This is a genomic window from Sporichthyaceae bacterium (assembly GCA_036493475.1).
Lineage (GTDB): Bacteria > Actinomycetota > Actinomycetes > Sporichthyales > Sporichthyaceae > DASQPJ01.
The window spans coordinates 1-14,792 of the sequence record DASXPS010000032.1; the positions used below are offsets into that span (position 1 = coordinate 1).

General features: G+C 69.5%; 16 protein-coding genes. 6 read left to right on the forward strand and 10 right to left on the reverse strand.

Annotated elements, in window-relative coordinates:
• Together VGJ14_03730 and VGJ14_03735 are read left to right on the forward strand one after the other, a co-directional pair.
• A partial coding sequence (locus VGJ14_03730) for a DUF222 domain-containing protein (GenBank protein ID HEY2831509.1) occupies positions 1 to 1,525 on the forward strand: 1,525 nt, incomplete at its 5' end.
• A gap of 102 nt (positions 1,526 to 1,627) precedes the next feature.
• Positions 1,628 to 2,290: a class F sortase gene (locus tag VGJ14_03735; protein ID HEY2831510.1), complete on the forward strand. Its 663-nt coding sequence runs from the start codon at positions 1,628 to 1,630 to the stop codon at positions 2,288 to 2,290.
• Positions 2,291 to 2,301: 11 nt separating this feature from the next.
• Here VGJ14_03735 and VGJ14_03740 read toward each other — a convergent pair whose 3' ends face one another.
• Complete coding sequence (locus VGJ14_03740) at positions 2,302 to 2,673, reverse strand: ATP-binding protein (GenBank protein HEY2831511.1); 372 nt, start codon at positions 2,671 to 2,673, stop codon at positions 2,302 to 2,304.
• Between the two features lie 133 nt (positions 2,674 to 2,806).
• Between VGJ14_03740 and VGJ14_03745 the strand changes: the two genes are divergently transcribed.
• On the forward strand, positions 2,807 to 3,961 hold the full coding sequence (locus VGJ14_03745; protein ID HEY2831512.1) for an acyl-CoA dehydrogenase family protein: 1,155 nt from the start codon (positions 2,807 to 2,809) through the stop codon (positions 3,959 to 3,961).
• Between the two features lie 111 nt (positions 3,962 to 4,072).
• Positions 4,073 to 4,768 carry a class F sortase gene (locus VGJ14_03750; protein HEY2831513.1) on the forward strand — a complete coding sequence of 232 codons (696 nt, stop codon included), beginning with the start codon at positions 4,073 to 4,075 and terminating at the stop codon, positions 4,766 to 4,768.
• A 3-nt stretch (positions 4,769 to 4,771) separates the two neighbouring features.
• On the opposite strand, the gene VGJ14_03755 is transcribed toward VGJ14_03750, so the two are convergent.
• Positions 4,772 to 6,004, reverse strand: coding sequence for an ABC transporter permease (locus VGJ14_03755; GenBank protein HEY2831514.1), 1,233 nt, complete (start codon positions 6,002 to 6,004; stop codon positions 4,772 to 4,774).
• Positions 6,005 to 6,423: 419 nt separating this feature from the next.
• Between VGJ14_03755 and VGJ14_03760 the strand changes: the two genes are divergently transcribed.
• Both VGJ14_03760 and VGJ14_03765 read left to right on the forward strand, forming a co-directional pair.
• Positions 6,424 to 6,888, forward strand: a complete 465-nt coding sequence (locus VGJ14_03760; protein HEY2831515.1) for a hypothetical protein — start codon at positions 6,424 to 6,426, stop codon at positions 6,886 to 6,888.
• 102 nt (positions 6,889 to 6,990) lie between these two features.
• Positions 6,991 to 7,563 carry a DUF2231 domain-containing protein gene (locus VGJ14_03765; GenBank protein ID HEY2831516.1) on the forward strand — a complete coding sequence of 191 codons (573 nt, stop codon included), beginning with the start codon at positions 6,991 to 6,993 and terminating at the stop codon, positions 7,561 to 7,563.
• A gap of 32 nt (positions 7,564 to 7,595) precedes the next feature.
• On the opposite strand, the gene VGJ14_03770 is transcribed toward VGJ14_03765, so the two are convergent.
• The 8 genes from VGJ14_03770 to VGJ14_03805 form a co-directional block, all read right to left on the reverse strand.
• On the reverse strand, positions 7,596 to 7,838 hold the full coding sequence (locus VGJ14_03770; protein HEY2831517.1) for a hypothetical protein: 243 nt from the start codon (positions 7,836 to 7,838) through the stop codon (positions 7,596 to 7,598).
• Between the two features lie 91 nt (positions 7,839 to 7,929).
• Positions 7,930 to 9,153 carry an FAD-dependent oxidoreductase gene (locus VGJ14_03775; protein HEY2831518.1) on the reverse strand — a complete coding sequence of 408 codons (1,224 nt, stop codon included), beginning with the start codon at positions 9,151 to 9,153 and terminating at the stop codon, positions 7,930 to 7,932.
• A 9-nt stretch (positions 9,154 to 9,162) separates the two neighbouring features.
• Positions 9,163 to 10,389, reverse strand: a complete 1,227-nt coding sequence (locus VGJ14_03780) for an FAD-dependent oxidoreductase (GenBank protein HEY2831519.1) — start codon at positions 10,387 to 10,389, stop codon at positions 9,163 to 9,165.
• Positions 10,390 to 10,405: 16 nt separating this feature from the next.
• The gene (locus tag VGJ14_03785; protein HEY2831520.1) at positions 10,406 to 11,218 is read right to left on the reverse strand and encodes an ABC transporter ATP-binding protein; all 813 of its coding nucleotides are present in this window, start codon (positions 11,216 to 11,218) and stop codon (positions 10,406 to 10,408) included.
• Positions 11,215 to 11,748, reverse strand: a complete 534-nt coding sequence (locus VGJ14_03790) for a MarR family transcriptional regulator (GenBank protein ID HEY2831521.1) — start codon at positions 11,746 to 11,748, stop codon at positions 11,215 to 11,217. Before VGJ14_03790 ends, VGJ14_03785 begins: the two co-directional genes overlap by 4 nt.
• A gap of 85 nt (positions 11,749 to 11,833) precedes the next feature.
• Complete coding sequence (locus VGJ14_03795) at positions 11,834 to 12,457, reverse strand: FMN-binding negative transcriptional regulator (protein HEY2831522.1); 624 nt, start codon at positions 12,455 to 12,457, stop codon at positions 11,834 to 11,836.
• Positions 12,457 to 13,236, reverse strand: a complete 780-nt coding sequence (locus tag VGJ14_03800; protein HEY2831523.1) for an enoyl-CoA hydratase-related protein — start codon at positions 13,234 to 13,236, stop codon at positions 12,457 to 12,459. Before VGJ14_03800 ends, VGJ14_03795 begins: the two co-directional genes overlap by 1 nt.
• A 23-nt stretch (positions 13,237 to 13,259) precedes the next feature.
• A complete protein-coding gene (locus VGJ14_03805) occupies positions 13,260 to 14,786 on the reverse strand; it encodes an ABC transporter substrate-binding protein (GenBank protein ID HEY2831524.1) in 1,527 nt (508 codons plus the stop codon).
• Positions 14,787 to 14,792 lie beyond the last annotated feature (6 nt).

Below are 14,792 nucleotides of genomic sequence, written 5' to 3' on the forward strand. Positions count from 1 at the left end.
CATGTTCGTTCCCCCGACCTTCCCGGTCGACGCCAAGGCGTTGGCCGAGGACATCACCGCGGTGCTCCTGGCACCGTTCCCCACCCGGGCACAGGGCAGCGCGGTCGAGCAGGCGCAGTCCGATGGGTTGACCTACCTCGGGCTGCTCGAGCGGGCCAGTTGGATGCTGGCCGGGGAATCACGTCGGGTGATGGCCGTGCAGGTCAACCTGGCCACCGCCGAACCCGATCCGTTTCTGGACGCCGAGCACGCGGAGTGGTCGGCGTGCGCCGACATCGCGTTGATGCTGCAGGTGGCCTGCCGCAGCGCGGATGCCCGCATCAATGACGCGCGCACCCTTTATGAGCGGTTGCCGTTGACGTTGGCCAGGTTGCGGGCCGGGCACCTGTCGCTGTCCAAGGCGATCGTGCTGGTCGTGGAAACGGCGAACCTCGATGCCCCGGAGTGCGCGCGGGTGGAGGCCGAGGTGCTGGCGAACACCGCGGGCACCCGGCACAACTTTCGCCGCCGGGTGCGCGCCGCGGTGCGGCGCGTGGACCCCGAGGCCGTCGCGCGCAGGCGCGAACAGGCGCGTCGGGAACGTGAAATTGTCACTTTCGAGGCCGATGACGGGCTCAACGCGGTCAACGCGCTGATCCCCGCCGAGGATGCCGCGCGGGTTTGGCAGGTCATCGATGACCATGCCCGGACCCTCAAACTCCCCGGCGATGAGCGCAGCATCGGCGCCCGGCGCGCAGATGCCCTGATCGACCTGATCGTCAACCGCCCCGACGCCACCCCCCGGGTCACCTACCAAGTCCAGGTGATCGTGCCGGTGGGCACCCTGCTCGCCATCAGCGACGATGACGGGCACATCCCCGGCCACGGCCCGATCCCCGCCGCGGTCGCCCGCGAGCTCGCCGAGCAGGCCGCACAGTGCCGGCGGCTGCTCGTGCACCCGGACACCGGCGCGCTGCTCGATGCCACCCCCACCGGCTACCGACCGCGGATCACCAAGCTCACCCGGGTCCTCAAACCCGGCGAGCGCGCCACCGGTGAGGACACCCGGGTCCTCAAACCCGGCGAGCGCGCCACCGGTGAGGACACCCGCCTGCGCATCCCCGGCCACGGCCCACTACCCACCGAGGTCGCCGAACTGATCCTCACCGACCCCGAATGGCAGCGGCTGCTCACCGACCCCGACACCGGCCACCGACTCGACGCCCACCCCGACCGCTACAAACCCGGTGACCCCCTGGATCGGTTCATCAAACTACGCGACCAGCACTGCCGCTGGCCCGGCTGCCGGATGCCCGCGGCACGCTGCGATGTCGACCACACCATCCCCCACCACCAGGGCGGGCCCACCATCCGCGGCAACCTGGCCTGCTTCTGTCGACGCCACCACCAGATCAAACAAATACCCGGCTGGACGATCACCCAGGGCGAGCACGGTGAACTCACCTTCACCACCCCCACCCGGCGGATCTACCGCACCCGACCACCCAACCCCGACGGCACAGAACCACCGACCGAGCCCCTGTGAGTCCCCGAGCGGACGCGCCGACGCACGATCCTCGGCGTGTCCGCCGGGAAGTCGTGGAAAAATCACCCCAGAAGGGGACAAGTGGCGTCGGGGGGCGGGGCGGTGAGCCGTCGGGAGACCTTTGCGTGGGTGGCCGGCGCGGCACTCGCGCTGCTGGCGGCCGGCGACGTGGGCATCGGCATCGCGCACACCGGATACGGCGCAACCGCTGAGGCGGTGGACAACGCGTTGCCCATCCCGCCGCTGCCGGTTGCCCCGATTCTCACCGCGCCCCAACCCGCGCCGCCTGCGGCCTGCACCACCGCTCACGGTCCGTTCGTTCCCTCCGAGGTCGCGCTGCCGGGCATCGACCAGCACGTCCCCGTTCTCCCCCTGCATCGCGACGCCTACAACGTTCCCGGTGTCCCGCCGCTCACCAGCCTGGGCAAGACCGAGATGGCGTTCGACCTGGGCAGCGGCATTCGGCCGGGCGGAGCGCAGGGCAACGCGCTGTTGAACGCGCACACCTGGCCGGACGGCAGTGCGCTGGGTAACCGGCTGCTCGACCAACTGCACACCGGTGACCAGATCGTGCTGCAGGGCAGCTCCGGCCGGCTCTGCTACCGGGTGACCGACCGCGTCGAGGTCCCGGCCACCGACCCGGCGAAGCGGTATTTCGCCCTCACCGGTCAACCGCAGATCGCGCTCGTGGTCTGTTCCGGCCGGCGGTTGGGTCCGGGGCACTGGACCATGCGCACCATCTGGTACGCCTCGCCGATCAGCTGACCTGCCCTGCCTCAGACGTCGAGGTGGAACCAGACGGTCTTGCCGAAGGAGTCGGTCTTGGTGCCCCACTCGCTGCTCAGCAGGTCGATCAACTGAAGCCCGCGGCCGTCCTCGGCCTCCACCCCGGCCCGGCGCACCGCGGGCGTCGCGAAACTGGTGTCCCGCACCCGTACCTCGAGGCACTTTTCCCCGACGCACTCCACCGCGACCTCGATGGGTGGCAGCCCGTGCCGCACGGCGTTGCCGACGAGCTCGGACACCAACAGCTGGGCGTCCTCCAGCACCGTGGCCATGTGCTCGGGACACGACGCTTCTTCCAAGAATCGACGCGCGGCCCAAGCCGAGGTCGCATCACTGGGCAGCACCCTCCGCCGCTGCGGCATGCTGCATTTCACGGGCTGCACCGGTGGTTCTCCTCGGGTCGTGCTGGTTCTCCCTCTCTCTGCTCTGCCCCGCGCGGACAGCTAGCATGCGAGCTCGGGCCGCCCGGACCAGGCGTCGGAGGGATCGCGAACCATGGAGTTCCAGGAAACCGACGAGCACCGCGCGCTGCGCGAGGCAGTGCGCACCATCACCGCCAAGTTCGGGTCGCAGTACTACGTGGCCAACGCCGAGGCGGGCCAACCGTGCGACGAGCACTGGGCGGCCATCGGTGATGCCGGCTTCCTCGGCGTCAACCTGCCGGAGGAGTACGGCGGCGGCGGCGCGGGCATGGTGGAACTGGCCATGGTGCTCGAGGAGTCCGCGGCCGCCGGCTGTCCGTTGTTGCTCCTGCTGGTGGCCGTGGCCATCTCCGGGGAGGTGATCGCCGAGTTCGGCTCCGCGGAGCAGCGCGCGTACTGGCTGCCGCGCATCGCGAGCGGGCGCAGCAAGGTCGTCTTCGCCATCACCGAGCCCGACGCGGGCTCGAACACCCATCGACTGTCCACAACCGCACACCGGGACGCCGACGACTGGCTGATCAACGGCACCAAGTACTACATCTCCGGGGTCGACGGCGCCGAGGCGATCCTGGTGGTGACCGCGACCGGTCGCGACGAGCGGACCGGCCGCGGGGAGCTCACCCTCTTCCTGGTGCCCACCGACGCACCCGGCCTGACCATGACGCCGCTGCCGGTGTCGGCGAAGCTGCCGGAGAAGCAGTTCACCTTGTTCTTCGACGACGTGCGGGTCCCTGCCGGGGCCGTGGTCGGGGACGTCGGTCGCGGGTTCCAGCAGGTCTTCCACGGGCTGAACCCGGAGCGGATCACCGGCGCGGCGCTGTGTGTCGGCGTGGCCCGGCACGTGCTGCGTCAGGCATCCGATTACGCCCAGACCCGGGTGGTTTGGGACCTGCCGATCGCGACCCACCAGGCGGTCGCCCACCCGTTGGCCAAGGCGTATATCGAGACCGAACTGGCCGCCCTGATGACCTACAAGGCGGCCTGGTTGCACGACCAGGGCCTGCCGGCCGGCTCGGAATCCAACATGGCCAAGTACGCCGCTGCCGAGGCCGCCCTGGCCGCGGTGGATGCGGCGATCCAGACGCACGGCGGCAACGGGTTGTCCACCGAGTACGGCTTGCTGCCGTACTGGGGCCTGGCCCGGCTGCTGCGCATCGCCCCGGTCAGCCGGGAGATGATCCTCAACTTCGTGGCCCAGCACGACCTCGCCCTGCCGCGCTCGTACTGAGCTGCGGCACGCCGCCGCCGGGTTGCCGGGCTCGCGGCGGGCCGCGTGGGAACATCACCACAGAACGGGAAAAACGCGGCGCTGGGGGGCGGTCGTGGAGACAATCGCGGGGTGGGCCAACATGTGCGCCGGACGGCCGGGGTGCTGAGCCGTCGCGGGGTGACCGCGCTGGTCGGCGCGGCGACCTTCGGGCTGGGCCTGGCCGTGGCGGTCCCGGTGGCCCGGGCGGACGACCCACCGCCACCCAGCGGGTCGATCGGGCCGATCCCGATCCCGATCCCGCCGATCCCGCAGATCCCGCTGTTCCCGAGCCCGGAGAAACCGACCCCGGCACGCTGCAGCAACGCGAGCCAGCCATTCGTGCCCAAGCAGGTCACCATTCCCGGCATTGCCGAGGGGGTTGCGGTGGTGGCCCTGCACCGAGACGCCGCGCGGCACCCGGGGGTCCCGCCGCTGACCACAGCCGGCAAGGCTGAGATGGCCTTCGACCTGGACAGCGGTATCCGGCCGGGCGCCCGCCAGGGCAACGCCCTGTTCAACGCGCACACCTGGCCGGACGGCAGTGCCCTGGGCAACCGACTGCTCGCCGAGCTGCACCCTGGCGATCGCATCCTGGTGTACGGGAAGACCGGTCGGCAGTGCTACCGGGTCACCGACCGCATCGAGGTCCCGGCCTCGGACAAGGGCAAGCGTTACTACGCAACGACGGGCGACCCGCACTTCGCGCTCGCGGTCTGCTCGGGCAAGCGGCTCGGCGCCGGGGTGTGGACCAAACGCACCCTGTGGTTCGCCACGCCGGTGCCCTGACGGCTACTCGTAGCGCAGCGCCTCGATCGGCCGCAGGTCCGCGGCCCGGCTGGCCGGGTACAGGCCGAAGAACAGGCCGGTGAACAGCGACACCGCCAGTGACAGGTAGATCGAGTACGGCGCGATCGAAGGTTGCACCCCGGCGATCTTGAACCGGGCCGCCCCGATGCCCGCGAACACGCCGAGCACACCACCGACCAGACTCAAAATCACCGCCTCGCCGAGGAACTGGCCGATGATGTCCAGCCGACCGGCACCGATGGCCTTGCGGATACCGATCTCGCGGGTTCGCTCGGTGACCGAGACCAACATGATGTTCATGACGCCGATGCCGCCGACGAGCAGCGAGATGCCGGCGACGGCCGCCAGCAGGATGGTCAACGTGTGGTTCGCCGAGCCGGACACGTCGAGCACCTGGGAGGAGTTGAACACGATGAAGTCGGCGTGCAGCAGGCTCACGTGGTGGCGGGCCAGCATGATGGCGGTGACCTCGGCCTGCGCGGCCTTGGTGTCCGCACCCGAGGTGGACTCGACCGCGATGCCACTGATCGGCCCGGCGCCCGGCGGGTTATAGCCGTACAGCGCGTCCTGCACGGCGCTGCCGACCGCGATCACCCGGTCGTCGAGGTCCTGCTGGCCGCTGTACCCCTTGCTCTGGATGATCCCGGTCACCGTGAACGACTGGCCGTTGAGCCGGATCTGCTGCCCATTGAGCCCGCACACGTCGCCGTCGGTCAGGTCCTGTGCCACTGACGTCCCGAGCAGGGCGTAGTGCTTGTGGCTGTCGTAGTCGTCCTGGGTGAACGGCGTCCCGCACATCAGCGGGGAGTTCTCCACCTCGATGAAGTTCGGGGAGCTGCCGATCAGGATGTTCACGCTGTGCGAGGACGTGCCGTGGGTGGCCTGCACCTGCTGGATCACCACGGCCGGCGCCACCGAGGCCACGTGCGGCGCGTTGACCGGATCCTTCAATGCGTCCGCGTCCTCGAAGGTCAGTTCCGCGGCGCGGGTCTGGGTGCCGTTCACCGGCGGGGATTTGATGCCGAGCAGGCGGCGAATCTGGGCGCCGATGCCGCGCCCGGAACCGCCGTTCCCTTCGGGCAGCGGCAGCACGAACAGGGTGTTGGAGCCCAGTCGACTGATCGACGCCTGCACATCGCGCGAGGAGCCGGTGCCGACGGCCACCAGGGTGATCACCGACGCGACACCGATGAGGATGCCGAGCATGGTGAGCATTGATCGCATTTTGTTCGCCAGGATGCCCCCGAGGGCGAACCGGACGCTTTCGGTCAGTCTCATGCGGCCTGGCCGGCGGGCTGGTTGTTCACAAATGCGACCTTAACTGACGCCCCCGGGGGGTGGTGTACGGGTCCGTACTCTTCCGGTCAAGGTCAGTGCGGGGCCTCGCGGCGCTGTAACAGGTGCCCGGGTGCAGGCGCATCGGCGCGGTGGTGGAAAATACCGGGAAACGGTCCTGCGGCGACGATGCCGCCAGGCGGCAACCGGGTACGGCCCGGTGCCGACCGGCCTCCGGAGCACCGGATGTCTTCGGGCATGACCGGGCGCATACCCCGGTCATGGCTGGGCACCAATCCAATACCAACCTCGAGACGGCGTCTCGGTCCACTGCTCGACGAAAGAGAGGTACCGCAGCGATGCCCGCCAGCGCGTCCGACCTTCTTCCTCAGGACACCTCCGCGGCGGCCCCCGATCCCAAGGTGATTCAAGGGCTGCTGCAGGCCTGCGAGGAACTGAAGGCCAACGACACCGAACGCCTGGCGCTGTTCCAGGCCGCGATTGTGGCGTCGAACCTGCGCAATGACCGCGCGGACGACGACCGGCTCGGGGTGCTCGGCCAGAACGCCTTCTGGGGCCCGGCGCCGGCGCGTCGCGATCCCCGCACCGCGGCCGAGGTGTTCCTGCGCGAGGCACGGCGGCTCCGGGAAAGCGGCGGACCGCGCTTCGCGGCCCGCTTGGCGGTTCGCGTGCAGGGCGGCGGTAGCGTGCTGCGGCACCGGATGGCCGGCCGGGCGGCCAAGCACATTCTCACCGACACCGGTGCCCCGGCGCCGGTCGTCGAGGCCGTGCCGGCCGTCGCCCCGCTCGCTGCCGACGTTTGAGCGACGCCCCCGGGTCGATGGTTGACGCGGGGCCCTGCTGCCGGACACGCTGCACGGCGGCCGGCCCCGCATGGCGCGGACCTCGCCGGGTAATCGGGGCGCATGGCGACGATTCTCGGGACGAAGAGCCCGCCCAGTCCGCTGTACCGCGCCGCGACGCGCTTGGAGCAGACCTCGGCCCTCGATCCGCTGGTGCACGGCCTGGAACGGGTGCTGCCCGCGGGTCTGGAGGAAGGGAGGGCGCGGGACCTGTTGGGCGGTCGCTGGCTCGGCCACTCGCTGCACCCACTGCTCACCGACCTCCCGCTGGGCGCGTGGATGAGCGCGTCCCTGCTGGACGTTCTGCCCGGGCGCAACACCGACGCCGCGGCCCAACGGCTGCTCGGCTTCGGCTTACTGGCCACCGCTCCGACGGTGGCCGCGGGCCTCTCGGACTGGTTGTTCGCGGACAATCGGGAACGACGGGTCGGGGTGGTGCATGCGGTGGTCAATACCGGCGCGGCCGCCCTCTACGGGGCGTCTTTGGTCGCGCGGCGGCGCGGTCGGCACCGACTCGGCGTCGCCCTGGCGCTCGGCGGTGGGGTGACCGCGATCGCCGGTGGCTTCCTCGGCGGGCACCTGTCCACGGCGCGGCCGACGGCGCTGCGGGCGAGCGCCAACCTGCTGACGAGCTGACCAACACCTCGTCATCCCCGGCTGACAGGCCGTCAGTACCGGTGGTGTCGGCCGTGGTGGTAGTAACCGTCGTAGGAGTGGCCGTAGTCCCGGCCGTGATCGGTGGGGTAGCCGGAGTACCCGTAACTCTCGCAGCCGTAGCCGGAATCCCAGTCGCAGTAGTAGTTCTCGGTGTGTGCGGCGGAGGCGGCGGCAGCGGGCACACCCACCATCGCGGCGACCAGGGCCAGCCCAGTGAGCGGGCGAACAAGGCAACGCAGGACCGAACTGTTCACGGTGGTCTCCTGAAGTCGAGCGGGATGTGCTGTGGAGTTCGCACACGTGAATCAATAGGGATCGTGGTTACAGGGCCACCCTGATGGCGCGTCAGTTCGGGATGAGATCTTCCAACGGCACGTTCGTATCGGCCAGTCGCTCCCGGTCGATGGGCCGGCGCGAACGCACCATCTGCTGGATCGGGTCGGTGACGTCCCAGACGTTGACGTTCATGCCGGCCAGCACGCGACCGTCCGCGTCCAGCCAGAAGGCGACGAACTCCCGCTTGCCGGGATCACCGCGGTACACGATCTCGGCGACGTCATCGGGGGAGAACCAGCCGGAGAACTCCAGGCCGACGTCGTACTGGTCGGAGAAGAAGTACGGCACCCGGTCGTAGGGTTCGCCCTGGCCCAGCATGGAGCGGGCGGCGGCGGGGCCGGCGTTCAACGCATTGGCCCAGTGCTCGACGCGGATCGGCCGGCCGTACAGCGGGTGGTCGGCGTTCATGCAGTCGCCCGCGGCGTAGATGTCCGGGTTGCGGGTGCTCTGCAGTAGCTCGGTCACCCGGATGCCGTTGTCCACCTCCAGCTCGGCGAACTGAGCGAGTTCGGTCACCGGACTGATGCCGATACCGATCAGCACCGCATCCGCGGCGAGCTCGTCGCCGGCGGTGGTCACCACCACCGGTCCGGGTCGGACCTCGGCCAGACCGACGCCGAGCCGGACATCGACCCCGTGGTCGCGATGCAGGTCGGCGAACATGCCGCCGATCTCCGGGCCCAACACCCGATTCAGCGGCGCCGCTTCGGGTTCTATCAGCGTGACCTCGCAGCCGTAGTGTCGGGCCGCGGCCGCGCCCTCCAGCCCGATCCAGCCGGCTCCGACAACCACCACGCGACCGCCGCCGGAGAGCGCCCCGCGCAGGCGGTCGGCGTCGGCGAGACTGCGCAGATAGAACACGCCGTCGAGGTTGGTGTTCGGGATGCGATTGACCCGCGAGCCCGTGGCCAGCAGCACCTTGTCGTAGCGCTGCCGGGTGCCGTCCAGCAGCCCCACCTCATGGGTGTCCGGGTGTAGCGCGACGACGGGGACCCCGAGCCGCAACTCGACGTTGTGCGTGTCGTACCAGTCCTCGGCGTGGACGTAGATCTTGTCCTGTGCCTCGGCGCCCTGCAGGTAGCCCTTGGACAGCGGTGGCCGTTCGTAGGGGCGGTGGGTCTCCTCGCCGTAGAGGATGACCTGACCGGAGAAGCCCGCCTCGCGCAGAGCTTCAGCAGCCTTGGCGCCCGCCAGGGACGCGCCGACAATGACGAAGGTTCGCTGATCGGACATGGCTCCACGTTAGTCGCCGGTCGGAATCAGGTCCTCCAATGGCACCGTGGGATCGGCCAACCGCGTGCGGTCGATTCCTCGACGCGAACGCACCATCTTCTGGATCGGGTCGGTCACGTCCCCGACGTTGGCATTCATGCCGGCCAGTACGCGGCTCTCGGTGTCCAGCCAGAATGCGATGAACTCCCGGCTGGCGAGTTCGCCGCGGTACACCACGTCGGCCTTGCCGGGTTCGAACCACCCGGAGAACTCCACGCGCAGGTCGTACTGCTCGGAGTAGAAGTACGGCACGCGGTCATAGGGCTCACCCTGGCCGAGCATGGAGCGCGCCGCGGCCGCCCCGCCGTTCAACGCGTTCGCCCAGTACTCGTTGCGCAACGGTCGCCCGTACAGCGGATGGTCAGCGTTCATGCAGGCACCGGCGGCGTAGATGTCGGGGTCCCGGGTGGTCTGCAGCTCGGCGGTGACCCGGATGCCGTTGACCACCTCCAGGCCGGCCGCCTCGGCGAGCTCGGTGGCGGGGATGATGCCGACGCCGACGATCACCGCGTCCGCGGCGATCTCATCGCCGGCCTTGGTAACCACGATCGGTCCCGGTCGGACCTCGTCGAGGCCGACACCGAGGCGGACGTCGACACCGTGGGAGCGGTGCAGGTCGGCGAACAGGTCCCCGATCTCCGGCTCGAACCTCCGGCTGAGCGGCCGGGGTCCCGGTTCGATCATCGTGACCGGGCAGCCGCGCTGCCGGGCCACGGCGGTGGCCTCCAGGCCGAGCCAACCGCCGCCGATCGAGACCACCCGGCCGTGGCGGGAGAACACCTCATCGAGTCGGTGGAAATCCTCGAGCCGACGGAGGTAGAACACGCCGTCCTGGTCGGTGTTCGGCAGCCGGCGTACCACGGCTCCGGTGGCGAGCAGCAGCTTGTCGTAGTGCTGCCGAGAGCCATCGGACAGCTCCACCTCGTGCGCGTCCCGGTGGATGGCGGTAACGGTGGTGCCCAGGCGCAGGTCGATGTTGTGCTTGTCGTACCAGTCCTCGGCGTGGATGTAGATCTTGTCCCGCCCAGCGGTGTCCAACAGGTAATTCTTCGACAGCGGCAGCCGTTCGTAGGGCCGATGGGTCTCTTCTCCGATGAGCACGACCTGGCCCTCGAAGCCGGCATTGCGCAGTGCCTCGGCAGCCTTGGCACCGGCGAGGGACGCGCCGACGATGACGAAGGTTCGGGGGTCGGACATGGTGCAACGGTAGCTGTCAGATGGTGGGGTCGGTGTGGGCCGCCCGTATCTGTCGTTGTGCGGCTTCGACCCCGTGCAGGCCGCCACCGGCGACCCCCCGGGGCAGGTTCGGCGCGTCGGAGATGATGCGGCCGTCGCGCATGACCACCATGCGGGCCGCCCGCGAGCCGACTTCGTTCTCGTGGGTGATCACCATGATGGTGCGGCCCTGGCCGGCCAGTTCATCGAAGAGGTCCAACACATCCTCGGTGGACTTGGAGTCCAACGCACCGGTGGGTTCGTCGGCCAGCAGCAGCACCGGCTCGGTGACGATGGCCCGGGCCACCGCGACGCGTTGTTGCTGGCCACCGGACAGCTCCGAGGGCATGTGATGGCGCCGATCCGCGAGGCCGACCTTCTCCAGCGCCGCCATCGCGCGCTCCTTGCGTTCCTTCGCGGACACCCGCGCGTAGATCAGCGGCAGTTCCACGTTACTCATCGCCGTGGTGCGCGCAATCATGTTGTAGCTCTGGAAGATGAAGCCGATCTTGCGGTTGCGGATCACCGAGAGCTGGGCGTCGTCCAGCCGGCGCACGTCCACCCCGTCGAGCAGATATCGGCCGGCCGTGGGGGCGTCCAGGCAGCCGATGATGTTCATCATCGTCGACTTGCCGGAGCCCGAGGCGCCCATGATCGCCACGTACTCGCCGGGCATCACGGTCATGTCGACGTGGGCGATGGCGTGCACCGCCATGTCGCCCATGCCGTAGGTCTTGCGGATGCTGTGCAGCGCAACCGTCGGCCGCGGCGCCCTCCGGCCCGGCGCAGGTTGGGTCCCCCGATTGCTCATTGCGTTTGCTCCTCGAGAAATGGTGTGCGCCCCAGCGCCTGCACGCGCTCGTTGATCGACGGCTTGTCCGGTTCGACGGCGGCCAGAATCCCCGATGCGATGCGGCGCAACTGCTGCTGTTGGGTGTGGCTCAACGGCTCGAACACCAAGCGGCGTACCTCGTCCAGGTGTCCCGGCATGGCCGCCCGGAGCTGCTCGGCGCCCTCATCGGTCAGGATGCCCAGCGTGTACCGGCCATCGGTGGGATCCGTCGCGCGCCGCATCCAGCCGCGGTCCTCCAGCCGGGTCACCGCGTTGGACAACCGCGACAGGCTGCTGGCGGTGAAGTCGGCCAGCTTGCTCAGCCGCGCGCTGTGCTCGGGTGCCAGCGAGAGTCCGACCAGGATCTGGTACTCGAACAGACTGAAGCCGGAGACCCGCTGCATGCGCACGTCCAGCGCGCCGGGCAGCTGCATCAGCAGATACCCGAACGTCAGCCAGGTTTGTTGCTCGTCCGGATCGAGCAACCGAGGCTCCGCTCTGTCCTCCATGCCCCAACCTCACTTCAAGACCGAAGTCATTCTAAACCGGGTGACTTAAACATTGAAGTCAGGCAGCTGAGTTCACGGTTAACACTCAGCGGATCCGGGCAGCGCGCACCGCCTCGGCATTGACGACGTCGCCGCGTTCGGTCAGCCCGGCGATCACACCGTCCACATCCGCCGTCGGCCGGTTCTGACTCAGCTTGGCCTTGGCCTGCACCCGGCTGATCACCAGCTCCACGCCGACGATCGCGCGCAACTGACCGGCGATGAACGCGGCGGGCGCCTCGTCCACCGTCCAGGGACGCGCCATCCCGGCCTCGTGTTGCGCGGTCAACCGGTTCACCAGGTCGCCCAGCCACACCACGTCGTCATGCACCACCAGCCGGCCGTACACGTGCGCCGTCACGTAGTTCCAGGTGGGCACCACCCGGCCGTGTTCGGCCTTGGACGCATACCAACCGGGGGAGATGTAGGCATCCGGTCCGCGCACGATGACCAACGCCTCGCCGAGGATCTCGTGCTGCCAGTGCTCGTTGCTGCGGGCCACATGGCCGAGCAGAGTGCCGTGCTCGCCGATGCTCGCGTCGTAAAGGAACGGGAGTTGGGTGGCCACCAGCCCGTCCGGCGTGGCGGTGATGAGATCGGTCAGGCCGGTGTTGCGCAACAGGTCCTGCTCGACGGCGGCATCGACGGCGAAGTGGGCGGGTACGTACATCAGCGGCCACGCCAGACCGGGTCGCGGCGTTCGGCGAACGCGGCTACCCCCTCCGCCGCGTCCTCGGTGGCACGCGCGACCTTGCGCATGGTCTCGCCGAAGCGGATGGCGTCCACCATGGGCAGGTCCGCGCCGCGCACGGCCATCTCCTTGGTGGCCCGGGCAGCCAACGGCGCTGCCCGGCACAACCGCGTGGCAAGGTCTTGCGCCGTCGCTAGCAGGTCCTCGTGTGGCACCACCCAGCCGGCCAGGCCGATCTCCTTGGCCCGGGTGGCGTCGATGCGGTCGCCGGTGAGCAGCAACTCCATGGCGTGCTGCCAGCCGATGCGCCCCGGCAGCCGCAGCGCGCCGACGATGGTTGGGATGCCGACGGTCACCTCGGGATAGGCGAACGTCGCCTTCTCCGAGGCGATGACGAAGTCGCACCAGGTGACCAGGGTCAGCCCGTAGCCGATGCACGGACCGTTCACCGCGGCGATCAGCGGCTTGAAGATCTCCCAGCCGCTCTCCAGTGAGTTGACGGTGGGCTTTTCCCAGAACGAGCCCTTGAAGTCACCGGTTGGATCACCGGTCTCCGAGCGCAGGTCGGCGCCGGCGCAGAACGCCGGGTCGGTTCCGGTGACGATGCCGACCCAGGCGTCCTCGTCATAGCGGAATGTGTCGAACGCCTCGTTGATGTCACGGCGCATGGCGCCATCAATGGCGTTGCGGCGCTGCGGTCGGTCGTAGGTGATGGTCGCAATGTGGCTGTCGGTGACCTCGTAGCGCACAGAGTCCATCGGGGCATCGTAGGGATGCTCGCTCAGGGCCTGATGGCCACGTCCTGCTGACTGTGCGTCATGCCGACAGCGGGAGCGGATGAACCGGCTGTCTTGACGCATTGCGCGGCGGGACCTTTCGGGGCGGTCCAGGCGCCGCCCTTGATCTGCACGACGAAGTAGCAGTTGGCGGGGTTGGCCTTGCCCTTGGTGAAGTCCAGCGCGGTGGTCAGGCCGCCGAGGGTCTCGCCACTGACCTTGTGCGCGGCCTTCATGAGCGTGGCCGAGGTGAGTTGGTGATCGGCCAGTGCGGCGTTCGTGGCGATCTTCTGGAACAGCTTGGCTGCGGCCCAGCCCAGGCCCTCGGCGGGGCCGGGCTTGCCGCCCACGTAGGCGGCGAAGTCCCTGGTGTACTCGTCGATCGCCGGGCTGGTCGCGCCCTGGAACGGGAACGCGGTGTTGGCCACGATCAGGTTGTCCAGGCCGGGCACGCCCGGGGTGTCCTGGGTGGTGGTGATGGACAGCTGCGTGTACTGCGGGTTGTAGCCCTGCCGGGAGCAGGACCGGGCCACCCGGGCGAGGGTGTTCGGGTCGGCGGCGACGTAGAACAGGTCGACCTTGGCCTCCTGCGCGTTGCGGCACTCGGCGGTGAAATCCACCTGGGTCAGCGAAATCGTCGCCGAATAGACCAGGTTGGCGCCGACCGATCTCACGTTGTCCGCGCTGAGCAACGGCAGCTGGCTGGTGCACGCATTGGCCTCACGGCAGGTGAGGTAGCCGAAGTTCTTCTTCCCGCTGACCTCGACCCCGGCGCGGATCACGTTGACCACCTGGGTCTCGAAGCCGGGGCACTGTGGGAAGAAGCCGGGGTTGTCGAACCACTGCGGCACCGAACAGTCGGTGCCGATCACCGGTACGCCCTTGCCGTTCAGGTAGGAGATGCCGCCCTTCATGGACAGCGAGGCGCCGTTGCCGACGAAGGCGATCGCGCCACGGTTCTCCACCAGGTCCCGCACCGCGGAGGCGTAGCGGGCCGGGTCGCCACCGTCGTCGACCACGATCACCTGGACCTTGCGGCCGAACAGGCCACCGGTGGCATTGGTCGCGGCGGCCCAGGTCTGCACGCCGCGCGGGATGCCGGCCTGGGCGGCGCCCGCCGGGCCGCTGTAGTTACCGACCGAGCCGATCACGATCGGGCCGGTCTGGCCGGGAGTGCTTGCCGCGACGTTCGCCGAGGAGCCGGCGGGTTTCGCGGCCACCGGTTTGCCGGGCTTCGCGGCCACCGGTTTGCCGGCGGCGGGCACCTGTGCGGCAGTTGTCGCGGCCGGCGCGGCCGGCGCGGCCGGATCCGCGACCGGCGCGTTGCCGGTCGGCTGCGCCGCGGTCGGGGCGCTGTCGTCCGCGCCGGTGTCGATGAGAGTGCCGTTCGATACCGGGTGCTGGGCGGCGGTGCTGATGCCGTTGGCGGCGCGCACCTCGTCGTCGGTGTACTGCCCGGCGCAGGCGGACAGCATCAGGACGGCGGTGAGGCCGGCGGTGAGGGCGACGGGGCGGGCGAGGGGGCGGCGCATCGGTAC

Coding starts and splice junctions, on each gene's coding strand:
- VGJ14_03765 (HEY2831516.1), top strand. CDS start 6,991: ATGGCGACGATTCTCGGGACGAAGAGCCCGCCCAGTCCGCTGTACCGC.
- VGJ14_03800 (HEY2831523.1), bottom strand. CDS start 13,236: ATGGACTCTGTGCGCTACGAGGTCACCGACAGCCACATTGCGACCATC.
- VGJ14_03785 (HEY2831520.1), bottom strand. CDS start 11,218: ATGAGCAATCGGGGGACCCAACCTGCGCCGGGCCGGAGGGCGCCGCGG.
- VGJ14_03755 (HEY2831514.1), bottom strand. CDS start 6,004: ATGCTCACCATGCTCGGCATCCTCATCGGTGTCGCGTCGGTGATCACC.
- VGJ14_03760 (HEY2831515.1), top strand. CDS start 6,424: ATGCCCGCCAGCGCGTCCGACCTTCTTCCTCAGGACACCTCCGCGGCG.
- VGJ14_03790 (HEY2831521.1), bottom strand. CDS start 11,748: ATGGAGGACAGAGCGGAGCCTCGGTTGCTCGATCCGGACGAGCAACAA.
- VGJ14_03780 (HEY2831519.1), bottom strand. CDS start 10,389: ATGTCCGACCCCCGAACCTTCGTCATCGTCGGCGCGTCCCTCGCCGGT.
- VGJ14_03740 (HEY2831511.1), bottom strand. CDS start 2,673: ATGCCGCAGCGGCGGAGGGTGCTGCCCAGTGATGCGACCTCGGCTTGG.
- VGJ14_03775 (HEY2831518.1), bottom strand. CDS start 9,153: ATGTCCGATCAGCGAACCTTCGTCATTGTCGGCGCGTCCCTGGCGGGC.
- VGJ14_03795 (HEY2831522.1), bottom strand. CDS start 12,457: ATGTACGTACCCGCCCACTTCGCCGTCGATGCCGCCGTCGAGCAGGAC.
- VGJ14_03805 (HEY2831524.1), bottom strand. CDS start 14,786: ATGCGCCGCCCCCTCGCCCGCCCCGTCGCCCTCACCGCCGGCCTCACC.
- VGJ14_03745 (HEY2831512.1), top strand. CDS start 2,807: ATGGAGTTCCAGGAAACCGACGAGCACCGCGCGCTGCGCGAGGCAGTG.